The organism is Actinocorallia sp. A-T 12471 (assembly GCF_033875155.1).
Lineage (GTDB): Bacteria > Actinomycetota > Actinomycetes > Streptosporangiales > Streptosporangiaceae > Actinocorallia.
This window is the reverse complement of sequence record NZ_JAWZTE010000023.1, coordinates 1-24,232: the sequence shown is the minus strand read 5'-3', so window position 1 is coordinate 24,232 and position 24,232 is coordinate 1. Positions and strand designations below refer to the sequence as shown.

Annotated in this window: 25 protein-coding genes; 5 read left to right on the top strand and 20 right to left on the bottom strand. The window is 71.7% G+C overall.

The genetic code is table 11. The annotated features are described in order from the left end of the window. Positions 1-483 precede the first annotated feature (483 nt). The 18 genes from R9X44_RS34990 to R9X44_RS34905 all read right to left on the bottom strand — a co-directional run bounded on the left by R9X44_RS34990 (position 484) and on the right by R9X44_RS34905 (position 16,930). Positions 484-1,572 (bottom strand): ATP-binding protein, encoded by a 1,089-nt coding sequence (locus R9X44_RS34990; protein ID WP_319818681.1) that lies wholly within the window; start codon positions 1,570-1,572, stop codon positions 484-486. Between the two features lie 77 nt (positions 1,573-1,649). Next, on the bottom strand, positions 1,650-2,084 hold the full coding sequence (locus R9X44_RS34985) for an STAS domain-containing protein (RefSeq protein ID WP_319818680.1): 435 nt from the start codon (positions 2,082-2,084) through the stop codon (positions 1,650-1,652). 188 nt (positions 2,085-2,272) lie between these two features. Next, positions 2,273-3,106: an RNA methyltransferase gene (locus tag R9X44_RS34980; protein ID WP_319818679.1), complete on the bottom strand. Its 834-nt coding sequence runs from the start codon at positions 3,104-3,106 to the stop codon at positions 2,273-2,275. Positions 3,107-3,117: 11 nt separating this feature from the next. Continuing rightward, positions 3,118-3,483 (bottom strand): 50S ribosomal protein L20, encoded by a 366-nt coding sequence (gene rplT / locus R9X44_RS34975; RefSeq protein WP_319818678.1) that lies wholly within the window; start codon positions 3,481-3,483, stop codon positions 3,118-3,120. Between the two features lie 71 nt (positions 3,484-3,554). Continuing rightward, positions 3,555-3,749 carry a 50S ribosomal protein L35 gene (rpmI, locus tag R9X44_RS34970; protein ID WP_230615967.1) on the bottom strand — a complete coding sequence of 65 codons (195 nt, stop codon included), beginning with the start codon at positions 3,747-3,749 and terminating at the stop codon, positions 3,555-3,557. 134 nt (positions 3,750-3,883) lie between these two features. Beyond that, on the bottom strand, positions 3,884-4,498 hold the full coding sequence (gene infC, locus R9X44_RS34965; RefSeq protein WP_319818705.1) for a translation initiation factor IF-3: 615 nt from the start codon (positions 4,496-4,498) through the stop codon (positions 3,884-3,886). Positions 4,499-4,861: 363 nt separating this feature from the next. Further along, positions 4,862-6,325, bottom strand: a complete 1,464-nt coding sequence (der, locus tag R9X44_RS34960; RefSeq protein ID WP_319818677.1) for a ribosome biogenesis GTPase Der — start codon at positions 6,323-6,325, stop codon at positions 4,862-4,864. A gap of 52 nt (positions 6,326-6,377) precedes the next feature. Beyond that, positions 6,378-7,037 carry a (d)CMP kinase gene (gene cmk / locus R9X44_RS34955; protein WP_319818676.1) on the bottom strand — a complete coding sequence of 220 codons (660 nt, stop codon included), beginning with the start codon at positions 7,035-7,037 and terminating at the stop codon, positions 6,378-6,380. 46 nt (positions 7,038-7,083) lie between these two features. Then, positions 7,084-8,190: a prephenate dehydrogenase gene (locus tag R9X44_RS34950; protein ID WP_319818675.1), complete on the bottom strand. Its 1,107-nt coding sequence runs from the start codon at positions 8,188-8,190 to the stop codon at positions 7,084-7,086. 28 nt (positions 8,191-8,218) lie between these two features. After that, entirely contained in the window at positions 8,219-8,581 is a 363-nt protein-coding gene (gene aroH, locus R9X44_RS34945) for a chorismate mutase (protein WP_319818674.1), read from the bottom strand. A 74-nt stretch (positions 8,582-8,655) separates the two neighbouring features. Next, positions 8,656-9,408 (bottom strand): pseudouridine synthase, encoded by a 753-nt coding sequence (locus tag R9X44_RS34940; RefSeq protein ID WP_319818673.1) that lies wholly within the window; start codon positions 9,406-9,408, stop codon positions 8,656-8,658. After that, positions 9,405-9,911 carry an SMC-Scp complex subunit ScpB gene (gene scpB / locus R9X44_RS34935; protein ID WP_319818704.1) on the bottom strand — a complete coding sequence of 169 codons (507 nt, stop codon included), beginning with the start codon at positions 9,909-9,911 and terminating at the stop codon, positions 9,405-9,407. The genes R9X44_RS34940 and scpB overlap by 4 nt, the downstream gene beginning before the upstream one ends. A 53-nt stretch (positions 9,912-9,964) precedes the next feature. Next, positions 9,965-10,837 carry a segregation and condensation protein A gene (locus R9X44_RS34930; protein ID WP_319818672.1) on the bottom strand — a complete coding sequence of 291 codons (873 nt, stop codon included), beginning with the start codon at positions 10,835-10,837 and terminating at the stop codon, positions 9,965-9,967. Positions 10,838-10,867: 30 nt separating this feature from the next. Further along, entirely contained in the window at positions 10,868-11,773 is a 906-nt protein-coding gene (locus R9X44_RS34925) for a ParA family protein (RefSeq protein ID WP_413775007.1), read from the bottom strand. 257 nt (positions 11,774-12,030) lie between these two features. Further along, a complete protein-coding gene (locus tag R9X44_RS34920) occupies positions 12,031-13,017 on the bottom strand; it encodes a site-specific integrase (RefSeq protein WP_319818670.1) in 987 nt (328 codons plus the stop codon). Then, entirely contained in the window at positions 13,010-13,684 is a 675-nt protein-coding gene (locus tag R9X44_RS34915) for an NUDIX hydrolase (RefSeq protein WP_319818669.1), read from the bottom strand. The genes R9X44_RS34920 and R9X44_RS34915 overlap by 8 nt, the downstream gene beginning before the upstream one ends. Before the next feature lie 19 nt (positions 13,685-13,703). Beyond that, the gene (locus tag R9X44_RS34910; RefSeq protein ID WP_319818668.1) at positions 13,704-15,350 is read right to left on the bottom strand and encodes a CTP synthase; all 1,647 of its coding nucleotides are present in this window, start codon (positions 15,348-15,350) and stop codon (positions 13,704-13,706) included. 374 nt (positions 15,351-15,724) lie between these two features. Beyond that, positions 15,725-16,930 (bottom strand): hypothetical protein, encoded by a 1,206-nt coding sequence (locus R9X44_RS34905; RefSeq protein ID WP_319818667.1) that lies wholly within the window; start codon positions 16,928-16,930, stop codon positions 15,725-15,727. A 134-nt stretch (positions 16,931-17,064) separates the two neighbouring features. On the opposite strand from R9X44_RS34905, the gene pip reads away from it, so the two are divergent. Next, on the top strand, positions 17,065-18,033 hold the full coding sequence (gene pip, locus R9X44_RS34900; protein WP_319818666.1) for a prolyl aminopeptidase: 969 nt from the start codon (positions 17,065-17,067) through the stop codon (positions 18,031-18,033). A gap of 126 nt (positions 18,034-18,159) precedes the next feature. Continuing rightward, a complete protein-coding gene (locus tag R9X44_RS34895; RefSeq protein ID WP_319818665.1) occupies positions 18,160-19,317 on the top strand; it encodes an alkaline phosphatase PhoX in 1,158 nt (385 codons plus the stop codon). 49 nt (positions 19,318-19,366) lie between these two features. On the opposite strand, the gene R9X44_RS34890 is transcribed toward R9X44_RS34895, so the two are convergent. Beyond that, positions 19,367-20,728 (bottom strand): FAD-binding oxidoreductase, encoded by a 1,362-nt coding sequence (locus R9X44_RS34890; RefSeq protein ID WP_319818664.1) that lies wholly within the window; start codon positions 20,726-20,728, stop codon positions 19,367-19,369. Between the two features lie 244 nt (positions 20,729-20,972). Next, a complete protein-coding gene (locus R9X44_RS34885) occupies positions 20,973-21,176 on the bottom strand; it encodes a cold-shock protein (protein WP_230616011.1) in 204 nt (67 codons plus the stop codon). Positions 21,177-21,463: 287 nt separating this feature from the next. Here R9X44_RS34885 and R9X44_RS34880 point away from each other — a divergent pair, with 287 nt between their 5' ends. From R9X44_RS34880 to R9X44_RS34870, 3 genes are read left to right on the top strand one after another with little or no spacing between them, the layout of a single operon-like run. Next, positions 21,464-22,633, top strand: a complete 1,170-nt coding sequence (locus R9X44_RS34880) for a thiolase family protein (RefSeq protein ID WP_319818663.1) — start codon at positions 21,464-21,466, stop codon at positions 22,631-22,633. Between the two features lie 4 nt (positions 22,634-22,637). Then, positions 22,638-23,021 (top strand): Zn-ribbon domain-containing OB-fold protein, encoded by a 384-nt coding sequence (locus R9X44_RS34875; protein ID WP_319818662.1) that lies wholly within the window; start codon positions 22,638-22,640, stop codon positions 23,019-23,021. A 29-nt stretch (positions 23,022-23,050) separates the two neighbouring features. Continuing rightward, on the top strand, positions 23,051-24,184 hold the full coding sequence (locus R9X44_RS34870) for a nitronate monooxygenase (protein WP_319818661.1): 1,134 nt from the start codon (positions 23,051-23,053) through the stop codon (positions 24,182-24,184). Positions 24,185-24,232 lie beyond the last annotated feature (48 nt).

Here is a 24,232-nt window from a genome sequence, read left to right as displayed (position 1 = left end):
GCCAGGCTCCCGGAGCCACGGGACCCGCCCGGGAAACCCGGAGCCACGGGGTCCGCCCTGAACCCGAAGACCAGGCCCCCGAGCCACGAAGCCGTCCTCGGAACTCCGGAGCCAGGCCCGGAACTCCGGAGCCAGGCCCCGAGCCACGGGGTCCGCCCCGAAGCCGAAGGCCATGCCCCCGAGCCACGAGGCCCGCCTCGGAACCCCGGAGCCGGCCCGGAGCCACCGGGCCCGGGCCGGATTCGAAGGTCCAACGGGGTCGTTCTCGGGGCTGACGGGTGGGGTCGGGGTTGATGGTTCCTTGGAAGCGGAGGTTCGGTCGGCGGGCCGTGGGCCTGGGGCCGGGTTTGGAGGTGTCGGCCTGGGTGGTCGGTTGGGTCTGGGGTCTTTCGGCTTTCGAGAGAGGTCAGAGGCGCGGGCCGTTGTGGGGGTCGCGGGCCGTTGGCGGAGGCGCGGCGGGGAGGAGCCCGCCCGAGTGCCGTCCTAGTGGACGGGGCTCGTGGCGGGCAACGTAAATCGGAACTCGGCGCCGCCGCCCGGGGCGCGCTGGACGGTGATCGCGCCGCCGTGCGCCTCCACGAGGCCCTTCACGATGTACAGGCCGAGGCCGGTCCCGCGGCGGCGGTTGCCGCGCCAGAACTGCCGGAAGACGCGCTGGGCGGCCTCGGGGGGGATGCCTTCGCCCTCGTCCCGCACGGAGACCACGACACGTTCCACGGCCGCCCCCTCCCTTCCGCTGTCGGGCTCCACCACGATGGTGACAGTTCCTGCCCCGTGCCGCACCGCGTTTTCCACAAGGTTGCCGAGGATCTGGTGGACCTTGTCCGGGTCGAGCCACAGTTCGGGGAGGGTGCCGCGCACGTCGAGGCGGAAGCGTCCGGCGTCGTCGCCCGCCGCAACCCTGCGGGTGATCACCTCGCGGGCCGTGGCGACGACGTCGACGACCTGGCGGCGCATCTCGAGCCGTCCCGCCTCGATCCGCGACACGTCGAGCAGCTCGGTGATCAGCCGGGTGACGCGGTCGGCGTCGGCGTTGACCGTCTCCAGCATGACGAGCTTCTGGTCGTCGTTGAACCTGTGCCACTTGGCAAGGAGGGTCGCGGTGAAGCCCTTGACCGAGGTGAGCGGCGAGCGCAGCTCGTGCGCGACCGTCGAGACGAGATCGGCCCGGTGCCGCTCCCGACGGGCCCGCGCGGCGGCGTCGCGCAGCGACAGGATGAACCGCTGCGGACGCCGCAGCCTGTCCCGCAGGTAGGACGCCGTGACGAGCACCTCGCGCCCGTCCGCCAGGTACAGGCCGCACTCGGGGTGCCTGGTCCTGGTGGACAGGCCGCGGTAGGGGTCGACGGCCTTCCACCAGTCGCGGCCCTCGCCGTCGTGCAGCGGGAGCGCGTCGGTGGCCGCCCGCCCGATGACGGCGTCGCGGCGCAGCCCGGTGATCTCCTCGGCCCGCCGGTTGAACACCACGACCCTGCCGACGGAGTCGGCGATGAGCAGGCCGTCGGGCAGTTCGTCCCCGAAGGAGGGCACACCCCTGGGGCTCGGCACCCCCGCCGTGATCCGCCCGTCCAAGAAAAAGGCCCCCTCCGCAACGGCCGCCGCCCGCAAGCTTAGCGTCGTGAAAGGGGGTCTTGGGAGCGCGAAACCCCTTACGAATAAGGGTTTTCCGGGCCTCGCCCGGAGCCGTGGCCGCCACCGGAGGCGGCGAGGGTCAGCGCGTCCTCGACGCCCTCGGCGATGGGGACGCGGCGATGCAGCCCGGTGATCTCGAACAGCCGCCGCTGTGCCGGGCGCACCCCGTACAGCCAGACGCCGCCGCCGTGCTCGGCCGTGCGGTTCGCCAGCGCCACGAGCGCGTTCAGCCCGGACGCGTCGCAGAACGTGACGGCGCGGAAGTCGATGACGATCGACGTGAACCCGGCCTGCAGCACGCCGGACATGTGGTCGCGCAGCGTCCGTGCCGACCCCAGGTCGATCTCCCCCGCGACGCGCACCACCGCGGTCTCGTCGCGGCCGTCCACAAGTTCGGCGCGCAGCGCCCGGTCGTCCGCGGCTCCGTGGCAGCGCAGGGCGCCTGAGCGCATCGGCTCGGACCTCGGTCGGCGGAGCATGTACTCCCTCTCGTAGCCCAATGGGTCGGCCGCGCGCCCGCACCGGGCCGGGGCCTTCATGGTCATCCTCGCAGTCCACGCGATCGGGACATCGGACCGCCATGGTCCGCATCCGGCCGCGAACGCGCGCAACCGCGCAGTCCTGACTGTGTGGTCAGGTTCTAGCTGACGGAGCGCTGCGCCCTGGCAGAAGCGTAGAGACAGACGGCCGCGGCGGTGGCGAGATTGAGGCTTTCCGCCTTGCCGTGGATGGGGACGCGCACGACGTCGTCGGCGAGTTCCCGCACTTCTTCCGGCAGGCCCCACGCCTCGTTGCCGAACACCCACGCGGTCGGCCGGGCGAGGGAGCCGTCGTCCGCGAGGTCGTCGAGGGTGCGGGTCCCGGCGCCGTCGGCGGCCAGGACCGTCAGGCCCGCCGCCTTCAACGCGGGGATGAGGGTGGTGTAGCGGGGCCCGGTGACGACCGGGAGATGGAACAGGCTGCCCGCGGACGCCCTGACGCACTTGCCGTTGTAGGGGTCGACCGAGGCGTCCGTGAAGATCACCGACGCCGCGCCGGCGGCGTCGGACGCGCGCAGGACGGTCCCTGCGTTACCGGGATCGCGCACGTGGGACAGGACGGTCACGAGCTTCGGCGCGCCCTCGAGCGCGCGTTCCAACGTGACGTCCAGGAAGGCGCAGACCGCGAGCAACCCCTGCGGGGTGACGGTCTGGGCGAGTTCGGCCATCACCTCGCCGCTCACCCGCAGCACCGGGACGCCCGCTTTGACGGCGGCGTCCACAAGGTCGGCGTGACGGGAGGCCGCCTCGGCCGTGGCGTACAGCTCCACAAGGCCGGTGCCCGAGGCCGTCTCCAGGGCGAGCGCCTCGCGCACGGCCTGCGGGCCTTCGGCGAGGAACCGACGGTCCTGCTGCCGGAAGGCCCGCTTGGCGAGCCTGCGAGCGGACTTCACCCGAGGGGATCGGATACTGGTCAGCTCGACGAGGCCCGCCATCGCCGGGCGCCTCAGACCTCGGCCGGAAGGGCGTTCTTGGCGACCTTCACCAGCGCCGCGAAGGCGTCGGCGTCGTTCACCGCGAGCTCGGCCAGCATGCGGCGGTCGACCTCGATCTCGGCGATCTTCAGGCCCTGGATGAACCGGTTGTAGGTCATCCCGTTCAGGCGGACCGCGGCGTTGATGCGCTGGATCCACAGGCGGCGGAACTGGCCCTTGCGGTCCTTGCGGTCCCGGAAGGCGTAGGTCATGGAGTGGAGCTGCTGCTCCTTGGCCTTGCGGTACAGACGCGAGCGCTGCCCGCGGTAGCCGCTCGAACGCTCCAGGACGACCCGACGCTTCTTGGCGGCGTTGACCGCCCGCTTCACGCGTGCCACGTGACTGACTCCTTCGTGGGGGCGGGGCTCAGGCGAGCCCTACCGGTGGTCGTGGTGTTTGGAACGTCCGCTTACTTGCGGAGCAGCTTCTTGATCTTGGGGGTGTCCGCGGCGGAGACCACGGCGTTGCCGTCCAGGCGACGGGTGCGCTTGGTGGGCTTGTGCTCGAGCAGGTGGTTCTTGTTGGCGCGGCGGCGCACCACCTTGCCGGAGCCGGTCAGCTTGAAGCGCTTCTTGGCACCGCTGTGGGTCTTGGTCTTCGGCATGGCGGCCGTCTCCCTCTTTCTTCTAGGCGTGGCTGACCGGACGTGCAGGGGAAAGATGCACGCCTGGTCAGCTTTGTTGCGTACATCCCGATCGGGGGTCCTGCCTCACAGCGGGACCCCCGATCGGGTGGGTCTCACTCGGAGCCGGGCTCCTCCGCGGGAGTCTCCTCCGCGGGGCTCTCCGGCTCGGCTTCCGCATCACGCGGGGCGTTGCGCTGGGCGCGCGCCTCGGCCTGCTCGGCCTTGGCTTCGGCCTTCTTCTTGTGCGGCCCGATCACCATGATCATGTTCCGGCCGTCCTGCTTGGGGTTCGACTCGACGAACCCCAGGTCGTTGACGTCCTGCGCGAGCCGCTGCAGCAGCCGGTAGCCGAGCTCCGGCCTTGACTGCTCACGGCCGCGGAACATGATCGTCACCTTGACCTTGTCCCCGCCCTTGAGGAACCGCTCCACGTGACCCTTCTTGGTCTCGTAGTCGTGCGGGTCGATCTTCGGGCGGAGCTTGATCTCCTTGATGATCGTGTGCGCCTGGTTGCGCCGCGCCTCACGCGCCTTCATCGCGGACTCGTACTTGAACTTGCCGTAGTCCATGAGCTTGGCCACCGGAGGCCGCGCGGTCGGCGCGACCTCGACGAGGTCGAGGTCGGACTCGCGGGCAAGGTCGAGCGCCTTGGCGATGGGGACGATGCCCACCTGCTCGCCATTGGGCCCGACGAGCCGGACTTCCGGCACGCGAATGCGATCGTTGATGCGCGGTTCGTTGAAACGCGTTTCGGCGCTGATGGGACCTCCCGGGGCCTTGCTACGTGTATGGAACCTGTCGCAGTAGGGCCCTTACATGAGTGAAGCCCCGCACGACGCGCATGCGAGGCCACATCATCGGTCGAGCCCTCATGCGTACATCCCAGACTACGCGATGCAACACCAAAGCCACACGATGCCTTCCAGCACCGGACCGATACCCATCAGCCCCAGGGGCCGATCAGGTGGGAGCAGTCTCCACTTGCGCGCTCGGACCCATCAGGCCCAAGCCGGTCAGCTCCCTAGGCTACCAGAGTCTGTACCCCGATAAACAACGCAGAGAAGGCCGCCCCTGGAGGGGCGGCCTTGGGGTTAGCGGGTGCGGTTGTGGCGCTTGTCGCGGTCTTTTTTCTTTTCGCGGATCTTCATGGTGACGGAGATCGGGGAGCCTTCGAAGCCGAACTCCTCGCGGATGCGGCGTTCGATGAAGCGGCGGTAGCCGGGCTCGAGGAAGCCGCTGGTGAACAGGACGAAGCGGGGGGGACGGGTGCCGGCCTGGGTGGCGAACAGGACCTTGGGCTGCTTGCCGCCGCGGATGGGGTGCGGGTGGGAGGAGACCAGGTCGGTGAAGAACTGGTTGAGCTTGCCGGTGGGGACGCGGTAGCCCCAGCTGTCCAGGGCCGTCTCGACGGCCGGGACGAGCTTCTCGACGTGGCGGCCGGTCTTGGCCGAGATGTTGACGCGGGGGGCCCAGCGGGCGCCGACGAGCTGGCGTTCGATCTCGCGGTCGAGGTAGAAGCGGCGCTCCTCGTCCACCAGGTCCCACTTGTTGTAGGCGAGGACGAGCGCGCGGCCCGCCTCCACCACGGTGTTGACGATCCGCAGGTCCTGTTCGGCCAGGGGGTCGCTGGCGTCCACGAGGACGACCGCGACCTCGGCGCGCTCCAGGGCCGACTGGGTGCGCAGGATCGCGTAGAAGTCCGCGCCCTGGTTCTCCCGGTGCCGCTTGCGGATTCCGGCGGTGTCGATGAACCGCCAGGTCTTGCCGCCGAGGTTGATCAGCTCGTCGATCGGGTCGCGGGTGGTGCCGGCGACGGAGTCGACGACCGCACGGTTCTCCTTGGCCAGCTTGTTCAGCAGGCTCGACTTGCCCACGTTGGGCCGGCCCATCAGCGCGATCCTGCGCGGCCCTCCGGGGGCCTCGCCGAGGCGCTCGCGCGGCGCGGGCTCCGGCAGGGTCTCGAGGACCCGGTCCAGGAGGTCGCCGCTGGAGCGGCCGTGCAGGGCCGAGACGGGCATCGGCTCGCCGATGCCGAGGCTCCACAGCGCGGTGGCCTCGATCTCGGCGCGGGTGTCGTCGGCCTTGTTGGCGGCGAGCACGACGGGCTTCTTGGCGCGGCGCAGGATCTCCACGACCGCCTCGTCGATGTCGGTCGCGCCGACTGTGGCGTCCACGACGAACAGCACGACGTCGGCGAGTTCGACGGCCAGCTTGGCCTGCTCGGCGATCGCGGCGGCAAGGCCGCGCGAGTCCGGCAGCCAGCCGCCGGTGTCCACGACGGTGAACTCGCGGCCGTTCCACGTCGCCTTGTAGGAGACGCGGTCGCGGGTGACGCCGGGGACGTCCTCCACGACCGCCTCACGACGGCCGATGATCCGGTTCACCAGCGTCGACTTGCCGACGTTGGGGCGGCCCACGACCGCCACGATCGGCAGCCGCGGCGCCTCGGCCTCGACGGACTCGTCAAGCTCCTCGTAGGCGGCCGGGTCGAACTCGTCGGGGTCGTAGGTCTCGATGTCCCCGTCGTCGTGCGACAGGAAGCCCTGCTCGGTCATGATGTCCTCTTCGGTTGCGTCCCGCCCGCACCGGAGGACTCGTCATCCGGTGCTAGGCGCGCTCTTTCACGAGCCGCACGACCGCGTCGATCACCTCGGCGAGCCCAAGCTCGGTCGAGTCGATCTCCACGGCGTCGTCGGCCTTGGTCAGGGGGGACGTGGCACGGGTGGAGTCCAGTTTGTCCCGCCTCGCCTGGTCGGCCAGGGTGGCCTCGACCGAGACTGCGGGGTCGGAGATCTCCTTGGCCCTGCGCTGGGCCCTGGCCTCCTCGCTGGCGGTGAGGAAGACCTTGACGGGTGCGTCCGGCGCGACCACGGTGCCGATGTCGCGGCCCTCGGCCACGATGGCCCCGGCCGCCATGATCTCACGCTGGAGGCGGACCAGGAGCCCGCGTACCTCCGGCACCCGGCTGACCGCGCTGACGGCCCCGGTCACCTCCGCGGAGCGGATGGGTTCCGTGACGTCCACGCCCTCCACCGAGATGCCCGGGTTGTCGGGGTCGGTGCTGATCTCCAGGGAGACCTCGGGGGCGCGCAGCGCGACCGATGCCGCGTCCTCGACATCGACGCCACGGTCGAGCATCCACCAGGTGACGGCTCGGTACATGGCGCCGGTGTCCAGATAACGGTACCCGAGGACGCGGGCCACTCCCTTGGCCGCGCTGGACTTGCCGGACCCGGACGGGCCGTCCATGGCGATGATCAGCGTCATTTCTCACTCTTTCGCGGACGCCCCGGGCCGGGCCGGGGCGAGGGGGTCAGGGCAGTACGGGGACGGACCAGCCGCGTTCGCGCAGCGCGAGCGCGAGGGTCTCGGCGGCCTCGGGCTTGACGGAGAGTTCGGCCACACCGACGGGCAGGCCGGGCGAGTGCTCGATCGAGACGTCCTCGATGTTGACCCCGGCGTCGCCGGCCGCCTCGAAGATCCGCGCGAGTTCGCCGGGCTTGTCGGGGATGACCACCTGGACGAGCGCGTCGGTGGCGGGGGTTCCGCCGTGTTTGCCGGGGATGCGGGCGCGGCCGGTGTTGCCGCGGCCGAGCAGGTCGCCGACCTTCGCCATGATCACCTCGGCGACGTCGGGGCCCGCGCCGGTGGACGCGCGCAGCATCGCCGCGGCCAGGGCCAGGTCGGCGGCGACGGCGTCGAGCACCTCGGCGACGGGTTCGGCGTTGGCGGTCAGGATGCCGACCCACAGGCCGGGGTCGCTCGCGGCGATCCGGGTGACGTCACGGACCCCGGTCCCGGCGAGGTCGAGCGCGACGTCAGGGGCCTGTTCGAGCCGCGCGGCGACGGCGGCCGACACCACGTGCGGCCCGTGGCTGACCAGCGCGACGGCCTTGTCGTGCTCGACGGGGTCGACGAGATGGACCTCGGCCCCGCAAGAGCGGGCGAGTTCCGTGACGGCCTCGACGGCCGCCGGGTCCGTCGCCGGAGTCGGGCACAGCGCCCACGGACGGCCGAGGAACAGATCAGCCCGCGCGGCCGCAGGTCCGGAACGCTCCCGCCCCGCCAGCGGATGGCCCGGGACATAACCGGCGAGGTCGCAGCCGAGCTCGATCGCGTCCATGACGGGCCGCGCCTTCACGCTGGCGACGTCGGTGTAGAACCGGGCGAGCCCCTCCTTCTGGGCCTCGGCCAGGACCGCGGCGACCGAGCCGGGCGGCACCGCCAGGACGGCGATGTCGGCGGCCCCCCCGGTCGAGTCCGCGAGCGGGGTGCCCGCGCCGAGTTCGACGGCCATCGCCAGGGACGCGGCGTCGGAGTCCTGGAGCAGCACCTCCGCGCCGCGGCCGCGCAGGGCGAGCGCCACCGAGGTGCCGATGAGGCCGGTGCCGATCACGACGACTCGCGGGTTTTGCGTCACGGGAGGACCTTACCGGGGTGGAGGGGCGTCACTGGGCGATGTCGACGCGCAGCGCGGTCGCGCCGCGCAGGTACACGTGCTGCATCGCGGCGCGCGGCTTGTCGGTCTCGATGTGCGCCATCAACCTGATCACCAGCGGGAGCGCGCCCGGCTTGTCGATCTCGGTGGCGCAGATCAGCGGGACCTCGCTGAAGCCGAGCTTGCGCGCGGCGAGGGCGGGGAACTCCGACTTCAGGTCGGGCGTGCACGTGAAGATCACGCTGATGACGTCGTCGGTGGTCAGCTCGTTGCGGGACATGACCTCGGACACCAGTTCGGTGGTCGCCTCAAGGATCTGGTCCCTGTCGTCGGCGTCCACCTGGATGGCTCCCCGCAGGGCGCGTACTGCCACTTGTTCCTCCTGGACTCGCAACGACCCGTGCCGTGAAGGCCCGGGTCACAGACCGGTGCTTGCAATGGCCGGTCTCACATGCCTACTGCCTTGTAGAGCGCCGCCACTTCCTTCTCCGTCAACGCGCGGACGCCGCCCGGCTTGAGCCTGCCGAGCTGGATCGGGCCGAACGCGGTGCGCGCGAGGCGGCGCACCGGGAACCCGACCTCCTTGAGCAGCCGCCTGACGATGTGCTTGCGCCCCTCGTGCAGGACGACCTCCACCAGCGCGCGCCGCCCGGTCTGCTCGACGAGGCTGAACCCGTCGACCTTGACGGGCCCGTCGTCGAGGACGACGCCGCTGCGCAGCCGTCGGCCGAGGTCGCGCGGGATCGGGGCTGGCACGTCGGCGAGGTAGGTCTTGGTCACGCCGAAGGACGGGTGGGTGAGCCGGTGCGCGAGCTCGCCGTCGTTGGTGAGCAGCAGCAGGCCCTCGGTGTCGGTGTCGAGGCGGCCGACGTGGTAGATCCGCTCGGTCAGGTCCTCGACGAAGTCGATGAGGGTGCGGTTGCCCCGGCCCGGCGCCATGGTGGACTCGACCCCGACCGGCTTGTTGACCGCGTAGTAGCGGAACTCGTGCCAGGTGGAGATCTTGCGGCCGTCGACCTGGATCTCGTCGGTGCGCGGGTCGACCCGCTCGCCGAACCAGCTGACGGTCTTGCCGTTCACCTTCACGCGGCCCGCGGAGATGATCTGCTCGCAGGCGCGGCGCGAGCCGATGCCCGCGTCGGCGAGGACCTTCTGGAGGCGGACGCCCTCGCCGTCTGTGGCGTCGCCGGTGGTGTTCATGCTGAGACGTCCTCGATGTCGGTGATCTCGTCGGGCAGGTGCGGCGCGAGCTCGGGCAGCTCCTCAAGGGAGCGCAGGCCGAGCCGTTCCAGGAAGTAGCCCGTGGTGCGGTACAGGGTGGCCTGGGACTCCGGGTCGTGCCCGGCCTCCTCGATCAGGCCGCGCAGCGTGAGCGTCCGGATGACGCCGTCGCTGTTGACGCCCCGGATCGCCGAGACGCGCGCGCGGCTGACGGGCTGCCGGTAGGCGATCACCGACAGGGTCTCCAGGGCCGCCTGGGTGATGCGGGTCTGCTGCCCCTCGGTGACGAACCTCTCCACGACGGGGGCGCAGAACTCGGCGGTGTAGAACCGCCAGCCTCCCGCGATCTCCCTCAGCTCGAACCCGCGGCCCTGCGCGCGGTATTCCCCCGCGAGTTCCACGAGGGCCGCGGCGACCTGGGCGGTGGGGACCTCGAGCAGCTGGGCGAGGGTGATCTCGGCGACGGGCTCGTCGACGACCATCAAGATCGCCTCAAGGGACGCCTTGAGCGGCGGAAGGTCCTCGCTCGGGACGCTCACGAAAGGTCTCCTGGGGTGTCGTCGTCGGGGTGTGCGGTTCCTGGCGCGCCCTCGCCGGGCGGCGTGCCCTCGAACTCGTCGCGGAGCCTGATCTCGCCTTCCTCGCTTCCGGTCCAGGCGACGTGCAGCTCGCCCAGGGGCTCGATCTGCTCGAACGCCACTGCCTGCTCGCGGTAGAGCGTCAGCAGGGCGAGGAAGCGGGCGACGACCTCGAAGGTTCCCGCGCAGTCTGCGGTGAGCGTCCGGAAAGTCGCCTTCCGCAGACGCCGCAGCATCGCCACAAGGATAGCGCCCTGTTCCTCCACGCTGGCCTGGGGCGTGTACATGTGGGTGACCGAAACGCCGGGCGGGCCGGGTTTGGGAGCGAACGTCCGCTGGGCGAGGTGCGCGAACTCGGCGGGGCCGAGCCCCAGCAGCACCTCGGGCAGCAGGTTGGCGAACCTCGGCTCCATCGGCACGAGCCGCGGGTAGCGCCGCGCCTCCTCGGCCATGCGCGCCTCGAACGCCTTCGCGACGGACTTGTAGGCGCGGTACTGCAGGAGCCTGGCGAACAGCAGGTCGCGCGCCTCGAGAAGGGCGAGGTCCTCTTCGTCGTCCACCTCGCCGGACGGGAGCAGCCGCGCCGCCTTGAGGTCGAGCAGGGTCGCGGCGACGAGCAGGAAGTGCGACGCCTGGTCGAGGTCCCACTCGGGGCCGAGGGTGCGGATGTGGGCGATGAACTCGTCGGTGACCTTGTGGAGGGCGACCTCGGTGATGTCGAGCTTGTGCTTGGCGATCAGCCCGAGGAGCAGGTCGAAGGGCCCGGAGAAGACGTCCAGGTGTACCTGGAAGCCCTTCCCGGTCTCCTCGTCCTTGCGCACTTCCTCCACGGCAGCGAGCCTAGTGGAGGTCAGCACCGGCTAGGTGAGCTGCTGCCAGCGGTGAATGACCTCCTTGGCCAGCTCGCGGTAGTGGCTGGCGCCCATCGAGGAGGGGTCGAACGTGGTGATCGGCTCGCCCATGACCGTGGCGTCGGGGAACCGGACTGTGCGGTTGATCACCGTGTGGAAGACCTTGTCGCCGAACGCCTGCACGATCCGCTGCAGCACCTCGCGGGTGTGCAGCGTGCGCGAGTCGTACATGGTGCCGAGGAAGCCGTCGATGACCAGCGACGGGTTGATCCGCTGCTGCACCTTCTCGATCGTCTCCATCAGCAGCGCCACGCCGCGCATCGCGAAGTACTCGCACTCCAGCGGCACGATGACGCCCTGGGCGGCGGCGAGCGCGTTGATGGTGAGCAGGCCGAGCGACGGCTGGCAGTCGATGAGCACGTAGTCGTAGTGCTCGACCGCGGACTTCAGCTTGCCCGACAGGATGTACTCGCGGCCGACCTCGTGCACGAGCTGGACTTCCGCGCCCGACAGGTCGATGTTCGACGGCAGCAGGTGCATGCCCTCGACCGTCGTCTCGAGCAGGATGTCGTCCCACTCGGTGTCGCTCTCCAGCAGCATGTTGTGGACCGTGACGTCCAGCTGCCGCGGGTCGCCCTGGCCGAGGCCGACCGACAGCGCGCCCTGGGGGTCGAAGTCGACGAGCAGGACACGGCGTCCCCGCTCGGCGAGCGCCGCGCCGAGGTTGATGGTGGTCGTCGTCTTGCCGACGCCGCCCTTCTGGTTGCAGATGGCGACGATGCGGGCCGGGCCGTGCTCGGCGAGCGGCTCCGGGTCGGGGAACGTCGGGACGGGCCGTCGGGTCGGACCCAGCGCGCCTCCGGGCTCGGTGGCGATCGCCGCTGAGAGCACGCTTTCCGCGCCTGCGTCTGGCATCAGGTTCAAACCTCCCCGACGGCGCGGACACGCCGTCGTCGTCGCGAGCCTAAGACGCCACGGGCAGCAGCGGCAACACGACTCGCGGGAGTCACGGAGGCCGCGCCGCACGTGCGCGGCAGCGCTGATGCGCGGTCGCGCTGTGGCGTCCGCCTCGCACGGATCTCGGTCTCGCACGGATCTCGGTCCGTCAACCGAGTGTAGACCCGCGCCGCCGCCGTCGCCGCGCCTCCGCGGATTCGGCGGGTCCGGGTCGCCTAGCCGACGCGGGTGCCGGCGCGGGTCTCGCCGTGCTTGTCGTGCCTGTCGGGCCTGTCGGGCCTGTCGTGCTTGCCGGGCCTGTCGGGCTTGTCGGGGGCCGGGTCGGCGGCGTGCGCGGTGTGCGCGCGGCGCAGCGCGCGCGGGGAGACGCCGCCGAGGTCGGCGCGGCGCGCGGCGGCCCCCAGGACGAGCCACGCGCCCTGCCGCGACAGCCGTCCGCCGCGCGCGTTGACGAACACGGCTCCGGCGTCCGAGGCGGCGAGCTCGGGCCGTCCGTCCGCGAGGTACGCCGCGAGCGCCCGTGCCGCCCGAGCCCCGACGGACACGACCTTGACGCGCCCACCCCGCACCCGCACCGCCCCGACCGCGTCCCCGCCCCCTGAACGGTCCGCGACAGGCACACGGTCCGCGACGAGCTCGCGGTCCTCAGCGGGAAGGCCGTCCACGACGGGTGCGGGGTGTTCGGTGCGGGGCGGGAGGAGGTCGGGGAGGTCGAGGCCGACGGCTTCGGAGATGTGGAGGCCCGTGTCGTAGAGGAGTTCGACGAGGGCGCGGTCGCGCAGGCCCAGGGGCGAGGGGTCGGCCGTGGCGGCGAGCAGGCGGGCGACGGACTCGGGCGGGATCGCCTCGGGCGGCGCGGCGGCGGGCGCGGGCAGGCGGACGTCGCGGGCCGGGTCGGCCGCCGCCAGGCCCGCGCGGTGGGCGAAGGCGTGCAGGCCGCGCACCGCGACGACCGCGCGCACCGCCGACCCCTCCCCCAGCGGACGCCTGCCGTGCGCGCCGGCGCGCAGCGCGGCGGCGAAGCCGAGCACGTCGGACTCGGCGACGGACCCGAGGTCCGCGACGCCGGAGGCCGTCAGGTGCTCGGCGTACCTGCGCAGGTCGCGCCGGTAGGAGCTGAGGGTGTTGGCGGCCAGGCCCCGCTCGGCCGCCAGGTGCCCGAGGTAGGCGCGCACGGCGGCGTCCAGGGCGGTGTCAGGCATCACCGGCGGCCGACGGGCCGAACTGCGCCTCCCTGTCGCGCAGGTCGGCGAAGTCGCGCGCCCGCGCGGCGTGCAGCGCGAGGATCGCCGAGACCGCCAGGGCGTTGTGCACCCGGCCCGCGAGGACCGCGGTGACGGCGTCTTCGAGGGGGACCCATGCCAGCGGCATGTCGGCCTCCTCATGTACCCGGACGAAGTCGATGTCCTCGGCGGGGACCTCGGTGAGGTCGCGGGCGAGGAACACCCGCACCCGCTCGTCGCTCATCCCCGGCGTCTGGAAGGTGTCCACGAGGGTGTGCCAGGTGTCCGCGCGGTACCCGGCCTCCTCGAGCAGCTCGCGTTCGGCGGTGCGCCACATCGGCTCGCCGTCGACGTCGCGCAGCCCCGCGGGCAGCTCCCACAGCAGGTGGCCGCACGGGTGGCGGTACTGCCGCAGGAGCAGGATCCTGCCCTCGCCGTCGAGGGCGAGCGCGCCGACGGCCCCGGGGTGCGTGACGTACTCGCGCCGCACCACCTCGGGCCCGTCGGCCCCCGGCATGACCACCTCGTCCTCGACGACGGTGATGATCCGGCCCTTGAAGTGCTCGGTCGACCCGACGGCGGGCCACCGTTCCGGAATGTCACGCAGGTCGGGGATGTCGCTCAGGTCGGTGCGGGGCAGGTCCATGGCGATCATCTTCCCCCGATCAGCCCCGGCGGTCGAGCGCCGCGGCGACGAGCCCGGCGAACAGCGGGTGCGCGCGGGTCGGCCGCGAGCGGAACTCGGGGTGCGCCTGGGTGGCGACGAAGAACGGGTGGACGTCGCGCGGCAGCTCGACGTACTCCACGAGCCTGCCGTCCGGGGACAGGCCGCTGAAGACCAGCCCTGCCTTCTCCAGGTCGTCGCGGTAGGCGTTGTTGACCTCGAAGCGGTGGCGGTGCCGCTCGGACACGCGCGGGGCCCCGTCGTACAGCTCGCGGACGATGGAGCCCTCGGCGAGGTCGGCCGGGTACAGGCCGAGCCGCATCGTGCCGCCCAGGTCGCGCTCGCCGGAGATCACGTCGAGCTGGTCGGCCATCGTGGACACGACGGGGTGCTTGGTGTGCTCGTCGAACTCGGCGCTGTCGGCGTCGGTGATCCCGGCGAGGTCGCGGGCAGCCTCGATGACCATGCACTGCAGGCCGAGGCAGATGCCCAGGGTCGGCAGGTGGCTTTCGCGGGCGTGCCGGATCGCGCCGAGCTTGCCCTCGATGCCCCGGACGCCGAAGCCGCCGGGGATGAGGACGCCGTCGACGCCGTCGAGCTGGGCCTTGGCCCCCTCGGGGGTCTGGCAGTCGTCGGACTTCACCCAGCGGATCTTGACGCGCGCCTCGTTGGCGAAACCGCCGTGGCGCAGCGCCTCGGTGACCGACAGGTAGGCGTCGGGCAGGTCGATGTACTTGCCGACGAGGGCGATCTCGACCTCGTGCTTCGGCTCGCGGACCCGGCGCAGCAGGTCGTCCCACACGCCCCAGTCGACGTCGCGGAAGGACAGGTCGAGGCGGCGGACGACGTAGGCGTCGAGGCCCTCGGCGTGCAGGACCTTCGGGATGTCGTAGATCGACGGGGCGTCCACGCAGGACACGACGGCCTCGCGGTCCACGTCGCACATCAGGCTGATCTTGTGCTTGATGCTCTGCGAGACCGGGCGGTCCGAGCGCAGCACGATCGCGTCGGGCTGGATGCCGATGTTGCGCAGCGCCGCGACCGAGTGCTGGGTCGGCTTGGTCTTCAGCTCGCCGGACGGGCCGATGTAGGGCAGCAGCGACACGTGCAGGAAGAACACGTTGTCGCGGCCGATCTCGTGCCGGATCTGGCGGACCGCCTCGAGGAACGGCAGCGACTCGATGTCGCCGACCGTGCCGCCCACCTCGGTGATGACCACGTCGACGTCCGGGCCCGCCATGCCCCGGATGCGGTCCTTGATCTCGTTGGTGATGTGCGGGATGACCTGCACGGTGTCGCCCAGGTACTCTCCGCGCCGCTCCTTGGCGATCACGTTCGAGTAGACCTGGCCGGTGGTGACGTTGGCGCTGCCGTGCAGCTCGGTGTCCAGGAAGCGCTCGTAGTGGCCGATGTCGAGGTCGGTCTCCGCGCCGTCGTCGGTGACGAAGACCTCACCGTGCTGGAACGGGTTCATCGTGCCGGGGTCGACGTTCAGGTACGGGTCGAGCTTCTGCATCGTGACCCGCAGACCGCGCAGCGTCAGCAGCCGTCCCAGGCTGGAGGCGGTCAGCCCCTTGCCGAGGCTGGAGGCGACGCCGCCGGTGACGAAGAGATGCTTGGTGGTGCGCGAGGAATCTGCGAGGCGCAAGACGGAACTCCCGTGGTCGTTGTGCGGCGGTTGCGGTGGGCCGGCCGGCGGGGCGGGCTGTGCCTACCGCCCGTCGGGGCGGTGCCGATCAGGTGGAAGAACCACCCTGTCCACGGGGTACCAGAATAACAGCTGGAGGACGCCGCAGCGTCGCCGCGTGATCGCACTCCTCGTCCCCACGCGGCTCAAACGCACATATCGGCCGCGCGGAAACCGCCGAACGCGTCGGCCGGGCGGGGCCTGCCGAAGGCGTCTGTGTGACTTATCCCACGGACGCCCTCGGACGCCCTCGATCGCCCGGGCACTCGAGGGCACTTGAGATTCTCAGGCACCGAACACCGCAGTGCCGGAGGCGCGGCGGTTCGGCGGGCGATCTAGCCCGGGTAGCCGTTGCGGCTGGAGTCGGTCATGGTCGCGCCGACCTCGCTGAGGGCCGCGTGGTTGTGCAGGGGGGAGGACGGCATGATCACGCGCAGCTGGCGGGTGAGCTCGTCGATGAGGCTGCGGGCCTGGTCGGCGGCGTTGCGGGCGGCGTCGCGCTCCTGGGAGAGCGCGCCGAGCTGGGCGCGCTGCTCGGTGACGGCCTCGGCCAGCTGGTCGACCCAGGCGTCGCGTTCCTTGATCTTGGCGAGGGCCTCGTCGCGTTCGGTGGCGATCTGGCGGACCGCGCTCATCGCGCCGTCGCGCTCGCGGGTGAGCTGCTCGGCGCGCGACAGCGCGAGGGTGGCCTCGGACTCGGCGCGTGCCTTGTCCTGCTGGGCCGCCTCGCGGGCGGCCTCGGAGATCTTGGCCTGCTCCAGGGCCTGGGCGGCGGTCTCCATCGCGTTGGCGCGCTCGCTGTCGGCGGCCTCGGCGCGGCGGCGCGACTCCTCGGCCTGGCGGGCGTTCTCGGCGGCCTGACGGGTGGCGTCGGCGGCCTGGCGGCGCGCCTCCTCGGCCTCCTGGGCGGCGTTGCCCGCGGCGACCTGGAGGGCCTGTGCGGTCTTCTCGGCGTCGGCCAGGGCGGCGCGCACGGACGTCAGCTCGGTGCGGACGGTCTCCACGGCCCGCGACAGCTCGACGATCCGCTCCTCGGCCACGCGGCGGGCGTTGGACGCCTCCTCGACCGAGCGCAGCGCGTCGTCGCGGGCGGCCTGCATGTTGTCGTGCTGGGTGACCAGCCGCCGCATCGCGGTCTCGGTCTCGGCGGCGTGCCGCTCGGCGGCCTCGGCCTGGGTGCGCGAGCGCTGGACCTCGGCCCACGCGGTGGCGGCGTCGCGCTGGGACTTCTCCCGGTCGCTCTGCGCGGCGGCGAGCTGGGCCGCGGCCTCGCTCTGCACGTCGCTGATGCGGCGCTCCCCCGCCGACAGGGCCTCACCCAGCAGCTCGGCCATCTGCTTGAGCCGGTCCACGAGGTCCCAGCCCGCGGCGAGGGTGGCGTCGTGCTGCTGCTGTTGCTGCTGTGCGGCGGTGTTCCCGGCCGGCGCGGCCAGCGGCAGCGCGTTGAGGAGTTCCCGGGGCGCCTGCGCGGGGGAAGGCGACCAGGACAGGCCGCCCGGCTGTGCGGGGCGCTGGCCGCCTGTTCCGTTGAGGTCACTCACGGTAAAGACTCCATCAGGGGATCATCACGACGTCGTTGAGGGAGACTCTACGACCGGGCAGCGGGTCTGTCTCCCCCGTCCCACCATACGGGTACCGTCACGGCTGTTCGGCTGTGCTGACAGAATGTCAGATCATGGAGCCGCGCACCCTGTATCCGCCGATCGAACCCTATGACTCCGGGTCGCTGACCACGCCGGACGGCGAGGAAATCTACTGGGAGGTCTGCGGCAATCCGCAGGGCAAACCCGTGGTCATGCTGCACGGCGGCCCGGGCGGCGGCTGCACCCCGGCGCACCGCCGCCAGTTCGATCCCGAGCGGTACCGGATAGTGCTGTTCGACCAGCGCAACTGCGGGCGGAGCCTGCCTTCGGCGGCCGATCCCGAGGTCTCGCTGGAACGCAACACCACGTGGAACCTCGTCGCCGACATGGAACTGCTGCGCGAGCACCTGGGCATCGACAGGTGGATGGTGTTCGGCGGCTCCTGGGGCAGCTGCCTTTCGCTGGCGTACGCGATCACGCATCCGGAGCGGACCAGCGAACTCGTCCTGCGCGGGATCTTCATGCTGCGGCCGTTCGAGCTGTTCTGGTTCTACGAGTACGGCGCGTCGCTGATCTTCCCCGACCTGTGGGAGAAGTACGTCGCGCCGATCCCCGAGGACGAGCGGGAGAACATGATCGCGGCGTTCCACGAGCGGCTGAACGACCCCGACCCGGCGGTCCGGCAGCCCGCGGCCCTTGCCTGGGCGACCTGGGAGGGCGCGACGATCACGCTGCTGCCGGACGCCGAGCACGTCGGGCAGTTCGCCGACCCCGACTACGCCGTCACGTTCGCGCGGATCGAGAACCACTACTTCACGCACGGCGGGTTCTTCGAGTCCGACGAGTGGATCTTGGACAACATCGACAGGATCAGGCACATCCCGGCGGTGATCGTCCAGGGCAGGTACGACATGTGCACGCCCGCCGCGACCGCGTGGGACCTGCACCAGGCTTGGCCGGAGGCCGAGTTCCACCTCGTCGACGGCGCGGGCCACGCCTTCGACGAACCCGGCATCCTGCACCGGCTCATCGAGGCGACCGACCGCTTCGCGGAGAAGTAGAAGCGTGAGAATTCCCGCAATCTGATCGCCATCTGACGGCCATCGGGGGGTGTCCTCGCGGACGCCGGGCGCGGAGAGAACCGAGGCGCACAGTCCGCTCTCCTCACCCCCCGAGAGGAACCCCCCATGGACCGTCGTTTCTTCATGCGCGCGAGCGTGATCGCCGCGGGCACCACAGCCTTCTCCGGGTCGCTGATGCGGGGCGCGCTCGCCGCGCCCGCGCAGAACGCGGCGTCCCCCTACGGACCCCTGCTCGCCGCCGACGCCAACGGCATCCAGCTCCCGGCCGGGTTCACCAGCCAGGTCGTCGCGCGGACGGGCCAGACCGTGCCGGGCACGTCCTACGTGTGGCACCAGGCCCCCGACGGCGGCGCGTGCTTCGCCGACGGGACCGGCTGGATCTACACCTCGAACGCCGAGGTGTCGGCGGCCTCGGGCGGCGGCGCGTCGATGATCAGGTTCAACTCGGCGGGGAACGTGACGTCGGCGTCGCGAATCCTGTCGGGGACCAGCACGAACTGCGCGGGCGGCAAGACCCCGTGGAACACGTGGCTGTCGTGTGAGGAGATCAGCCTGGGCCGGGTGTGGGAGACCTATCCGTTCGGCGGGACCGCGGTGGCCCGTCCGGCGATGGGGAGGTTCAAGCACGAGGCGGCGGCGGCCGACCCCGTCCGTCAGGTGATCTACCTGACGGAGGACGAGACGAACGGGCGGTTCTACCGGTTCGTCCCGACCACGTGGGGGAACCTGTCGGCCGGGACCCTCCAGGTGCTCGTCGCCGGGAGCGCGACCTCCGGCTCATTCACGTGGGCGAACGTGCCCGACCCCGACGGCTCCCCCACGGCCACCCGTAGCCAGGTGTCCGGCTCCAAGTCCTTCAACGGCGGCGAAGGCTGCTGGTACGCCTCCGACACCGTCTGGTTCACCACCAAGGGCGACAACCGGGTGTGGCAGCTCAACCTGCTCACCAACACCTACGAGCTGGCCTACGACGACAACCTCGTCACCGGGACCCCGACCCTGACCGGCGTCGACAACATCACCGGGTCGTCGGCGGGCGACCTGTACGTCGCCGAGGACGGCGGCAACATGGAGATCAACATGATCACCCCCGACGACAAGATCTCGGTGTTCCTGCGCGTCACCGGGCAGTCGTCGTCGGAGCTGACCGGGCCCGCGTTCAACCCGGCGGGCAACCGGCTGTACTTCTCCTCGCAGCGGGGCACGTCCGGGTCGTCCTCGGGCGGCATCACCTACTGCGTGACCGGCCCGTTCCGCACCTGAGCGCGCTGAGGGCCGGGCGGACGGCTCCCCCCGTCCGCCCGGCCCGCGATCAGTCCAGGATCGGGAAGTTCGACCGGAAGATCCCCTGCGGGTCGTGCGCGCGCTTGACCTCGCGCAGCCGCTCTACGACGGCGGGCGCGAAGGCGTCGGACGCGCTCTCCCCGCCGCACAGGAACGTGTACGGCTTGCGCCCCGTCGTGAACGGCGCCATCGCCCCCGTGACGGCCCCGATGCGCTCCCGCACCGCGGCCGCGGTCTCCTCGCCGGGGGTGACGCCCATCATCGACAGCAGGTACGGCTCGGCGACCGGGCCGCGCGCGCCGGGAAGCTCACGCGTGTACGCGCCGCCGAGGTGGCGCAGCTGCACGAACACCAGGGGGTGGACGGTCCCGCCCGCCGCGAGGTCCCGCAGGACGCCGGACGCGCCGTCGAGGTCGGTCACGAACGCGCCGCGGTGCAGGCTCGGCATCGGCTCGACGGGTTCGGCGCAGATGCTGCCCAGCGCGGCGGGCGGCAGCGGGCCCCGGGTGTCGAACACGACGCCGTCGACCGCGTCGAACGCCGCGAGCAGCGCCCTGCCCTCCTCGGCCTCGCCAAGGTGGGCGGCGTCCACGACGACCGCCGACAGGCCGCGCAGCGGCTCGGGCAGCTCGGGGAAGGGCGGGAACTGCATGATCGCGACCCAGACGCTCAGCTCCTCGGGGGCCGCGGCCGTCGTCTTGGCGTAGGCGTCGAGGACCTCGGCGGCCTTGTCGACGGGCCAGATGATCCGTCCGCCGTAAAGCGCGGGCGCGGGGAACAGGTCGAGTTCCAGGGCGGTGACGAGGGCGTGGTCGCCGCCGCCTCCGCCGCACAGGGCCCAGAACAGGTCGGGGTCGGCGGCCGCGGTGACGCGGCGGGCCGTGCCGGAGGCGTCGACGATCTCCAGCGCGCGCACCGACGCCGAGGCCGGGCCACGGCTGCGGCCGTACCAACCGAGGCCGCCGCCGAGCGTGTAGCCCGCGACGGACACCGCGGGCGAGCTGCCTGCCGGGAAGGTGAGTCCGTGCGCGCCGGCCGCCTCGAGCAGCTCGCCGCAGGACGCGCCGGCGCCGACCGTCGCGGTGCGGGCGTCGGGGTCGATCGTGACGTCGCGCAGCGCCCCCGTCCGCACGATCACCGCCCCGTCGAGCGCGGTGGTCGCGCCGTGGCCGCTCGGCTGGACCGCGAGCGCCAGGCCCGCGTCGTTCGCGTGCCGTACCAGTGCCGCCGCGTCGGCCGCGTCGGCGACCTCCACGACCGCGACGGGCCGCTGCGGCACGCCGACCGACCAGCCGAGCGCGGCCCGCGCGAAGCCCTCGTCGGCCGCCGTCAGCACCCTGCCCCGTACCGCCGCGCGCAGATCCCTGCCGAGCGCGTCATTCCCCGTCATGTGCGTCCTTCGTGTCGAGGGACGGTCCGCCCGTCCCGATGCGATGAGGGGACGGCGAGCGCCGTTCCCCTCTCCCCTCGCGCCGCCCTGTGCGGCACATGCACTGTGACGCCGGGCGCTTGGCCGAAGTTTGTCGCCGACTTGCGGACGGGTTGCCGACCTCTTCAGGACGGGGAAAAAAGGGCGCGGAGACGGCACGAGGCCCCCGTGGGTCAACCCACGGGGGCCTCGGCGGACGTTCGGATCAGAGGCCGCGGACGTTCTCCGCCTGCGGACCCTTGGGACCCTGGGTGATGTCGAACTCCACCCGCTGGGACTCTTCCAGGTTCCGGTAGCCCGAACCCTGGATGGCACTGAAGTGGACGAACACGTCCGGGCCGCCCTCATCCTGGGAGATGAAGCCGTAACCCTTCTCACCGTTGAACCACTTGACGGTGCCCTGCGCCATACTGCACTCCTGGTTTGTCGCTCGGGCCCGCACCGCGCGGGCCCGTGGTCGCCACGAAGTTCCCCCGTAAATGAAGAAAACCCGCGGAAGATGAACTCCGCGGGCATCGACACTCGATCAGGCGAAAGTACAGCTACGACCGCTGCACAAGGTAGCACACCGAGAACTCCCGGTGGCCTGTGCGCCGATCAAGAGTTTTTCGCTTCTCGGTTCCGGTCACCCATGCCTCCCCCAACCGAATCCCGTTCTGTATGGTTGCCGCAAAAGTAAGCGGGAGGTGGCTTCGGGTGGGAGCGGCGATCGCCGGTCTCGGGATGACCGAGATGGGCAAGGTGTACGGGCGCAGCGCGCGCAGGCTGGCCGCCGACGCGGTACGGCTCGCGGCCGCCGACGCGGGCCTCGCGCTCGACGACCTCGACGGGCTGCTGATCAGCCACGGCATGGGCGGCTCGCCCGGCATCGAGCTCGCCGACGTGCTCGGCCTGCGCGACCTGCGCCTGCTGACGGTCATGAACGCCTTCGGCGCGACCGCCGGGGCGATGATCGCCACCGCGGCGATGGCGGTGGCGAGCGGGTCGGCCTCGGCCGTCGCGTGCGTGTTCGCCGACGCGCCGCTGCGGCCCAAGGTCTCCTCGGGCGCGGCCTACGACAGCACGCCTCGGGAGTTCCGCGGCTATGGCGGCATGACGGCCGCGCAGGGCTTCCGGTCCGTCAACGCGCTCTACGCGCTCGCGGCGCAGCGGCACATGGCCGTCTACGGGACGACGAGCGAGCAGCTCGGGGCGGTCGCGGTGTCCACCCGCGAGTGGGCGACGCGCAACCCGCTCGCCCAGATGCGCGAGCCGATCACCCTCGCTGACCACCAGGCGTCGCGCTGGGTCGTGGAACCCCTGCACCTGCTTGACTGCTGCCTCGTGTCGAACGGGGCCGTCGCGGTGATCGTCACCGGGGCGGACCGGGCCGCCGACCTCGCGCAGCCGCCCGTGCACGTCCTCGGCTGGGGCCAGGGCCACCCGGGCAACCGGTACGAGCGCGGCAGCGACTTCGGCCTGACGACCGGGGCCACCCTCTCCGGCCCGGCCGCGCTGAAGATGGCGGGGCTGACCGTCGGGGACGTCCAGATGTGCCAGCTGTACGACTGCTACACGATCACCACGCTCCTCACGCTCGAGGACTACGGCTTCTGCGCCAAGGGGGAGGGCGGCGAGTTCGTCGCGTCCGGGGCGCTCGGGCCGGGCGGGGCGCTGCCGACCAACACCGGCGGCGGCCAGCTGTCCGGCTACTACATGTGGGGCATGACGCCGGTGTCCGAGGCGATCATCCAGGCGCGCGGGCAGGCCGGGGAACGGCAGGTCGCGCGCAACGAGGTGATCCTCGTCAGCGGCAACGGCGGCATCCTCGACCACCACAGCACGCTCATCCTCAGCCCGGCGCAGGCCGCCACGACGGGACGGTGACCCGATGACCAAGCCCCAGCCCACGGTCCGCCGTGACGGACGCTCCGACGCCTTCTTCGACGCCGCCGCGCGCGGCGAGCTCGCGATCCGGCGCTGCGCCGACTGCGCGGCATGGCACGCGCCCGAGACGACCGGGTGCCACGTGTGCGGCGGCGCGTCGCTCGAGTGGACTGCCGCGTCGGGCGACGCCGTGCTGATCACCTGGGCGAAGGTCCACCCGCGCGGCGACGGGCCCGCCCAGCACATCGCGTTCGTGGAACTCGCCGAAGGACCCTGGCTGCACGCCGCGCTCGACGGCGTCGACTCCCCCGCCGCCGGGCTCGCGCTCAAGGCGGCGTTCGTCGGGCCCGAGGACGGCGAGCCGCTGCTCGTCTTCCGGACCGCCTGACCCCCACCCCCTGATCCCTAGGGAGCAGCATGAAGACCGATGTGTGCGAGATGTTCGGGATCGAGTTCCCGATCTTCGCGTTCAGCCACTGCCGTGACGTGGTCGCGGCGGTCACCAACGCGGGCGGCCTCGGCGTGCTCGGCGCGGTCGCCTACACGCCCGAGCGGCTCGAGGAGGAGCTGGCGTGGATCGACCGTGCCGTCGGCGGGCGTCCCTACGGCGTCGACGTCCTGGTGCCCAGCAAGATCGACGCCTCAGCGCGTGAGGGCGGCGACCCCCTGGCGGCGGTGCCCGTCGAGCACTGGAAGTTCCTCGCGGGGCTGTTCGAGAAGTACGGGGTGCCCGCGCCCGACCTCGGCGGCGCGAACGCGGCCAAGGCGGCGCGCAGCGGGTCGCGGGCGGTGACCGGGAGCGGCGCGACCGAGCTGATCGACATCTCGCTGAACCACGGCATCCGGCTCATCGCCAGCGCGCTGGGAACGCCGCCGCCCATCATGGTGGAGAAGGCCAAGGAGGCGGGGGTGCCCGTCGCGGCGCTCGTCGGGACGGTCGAGCACGCGCGGCGGCAGGTCGCGGCGGGCGTCGACCTGATCGTCGCGCAGGGCGGCGAGGCGGGCGGGCACACCGGCGAGATCTCCACGATGGTGCTGGTGCCCGAGGTCGTCGACGCGGTCGCGCCGCTGCCGGTCCTGGCCGCCGGAGGGATCGCCACGGGACGGCAGATCGCGGCGTCAATCGCGCTGGGGGCGTCCGGGGTGTGGTGCGGGTCGGTGTGGCTCACCACCGAGGAGGCCGAGACGCCGCCGACGGTCAAGGCCAAGATGCTCGAGGCGACGGCAAGGGACACGATCCGCTCGCGCTCGCGCACCGGCAAGCCCGCCCGTCAGCTCCAGTCCGCCTGGACCGCCGAGTGGGAGGGCCCCGACTCGCCCGGCGCGCTCCCCATGCCGCTCCAGATGATCGTCGCCGAGGGCGCGATGCGCCACCTCGTCAAGCACGCCGAGACCGGCAACGAGGGCGCGAAGCAACTCGTCAACTACTTCGTCGGCCAGTGCGTCGGCCTCATGAAAACCGTCAAACCCGCCAAACAAGTCGTCTACGACATGGTCCAAGAATTCGCCGACTCCGTCGACCGCCTATCAACCCTGACCACCGAAGACTAAACCCCAACCCCAAACCCCAAACGCGCTCGGTGTGGGGCCCGGCGCCCC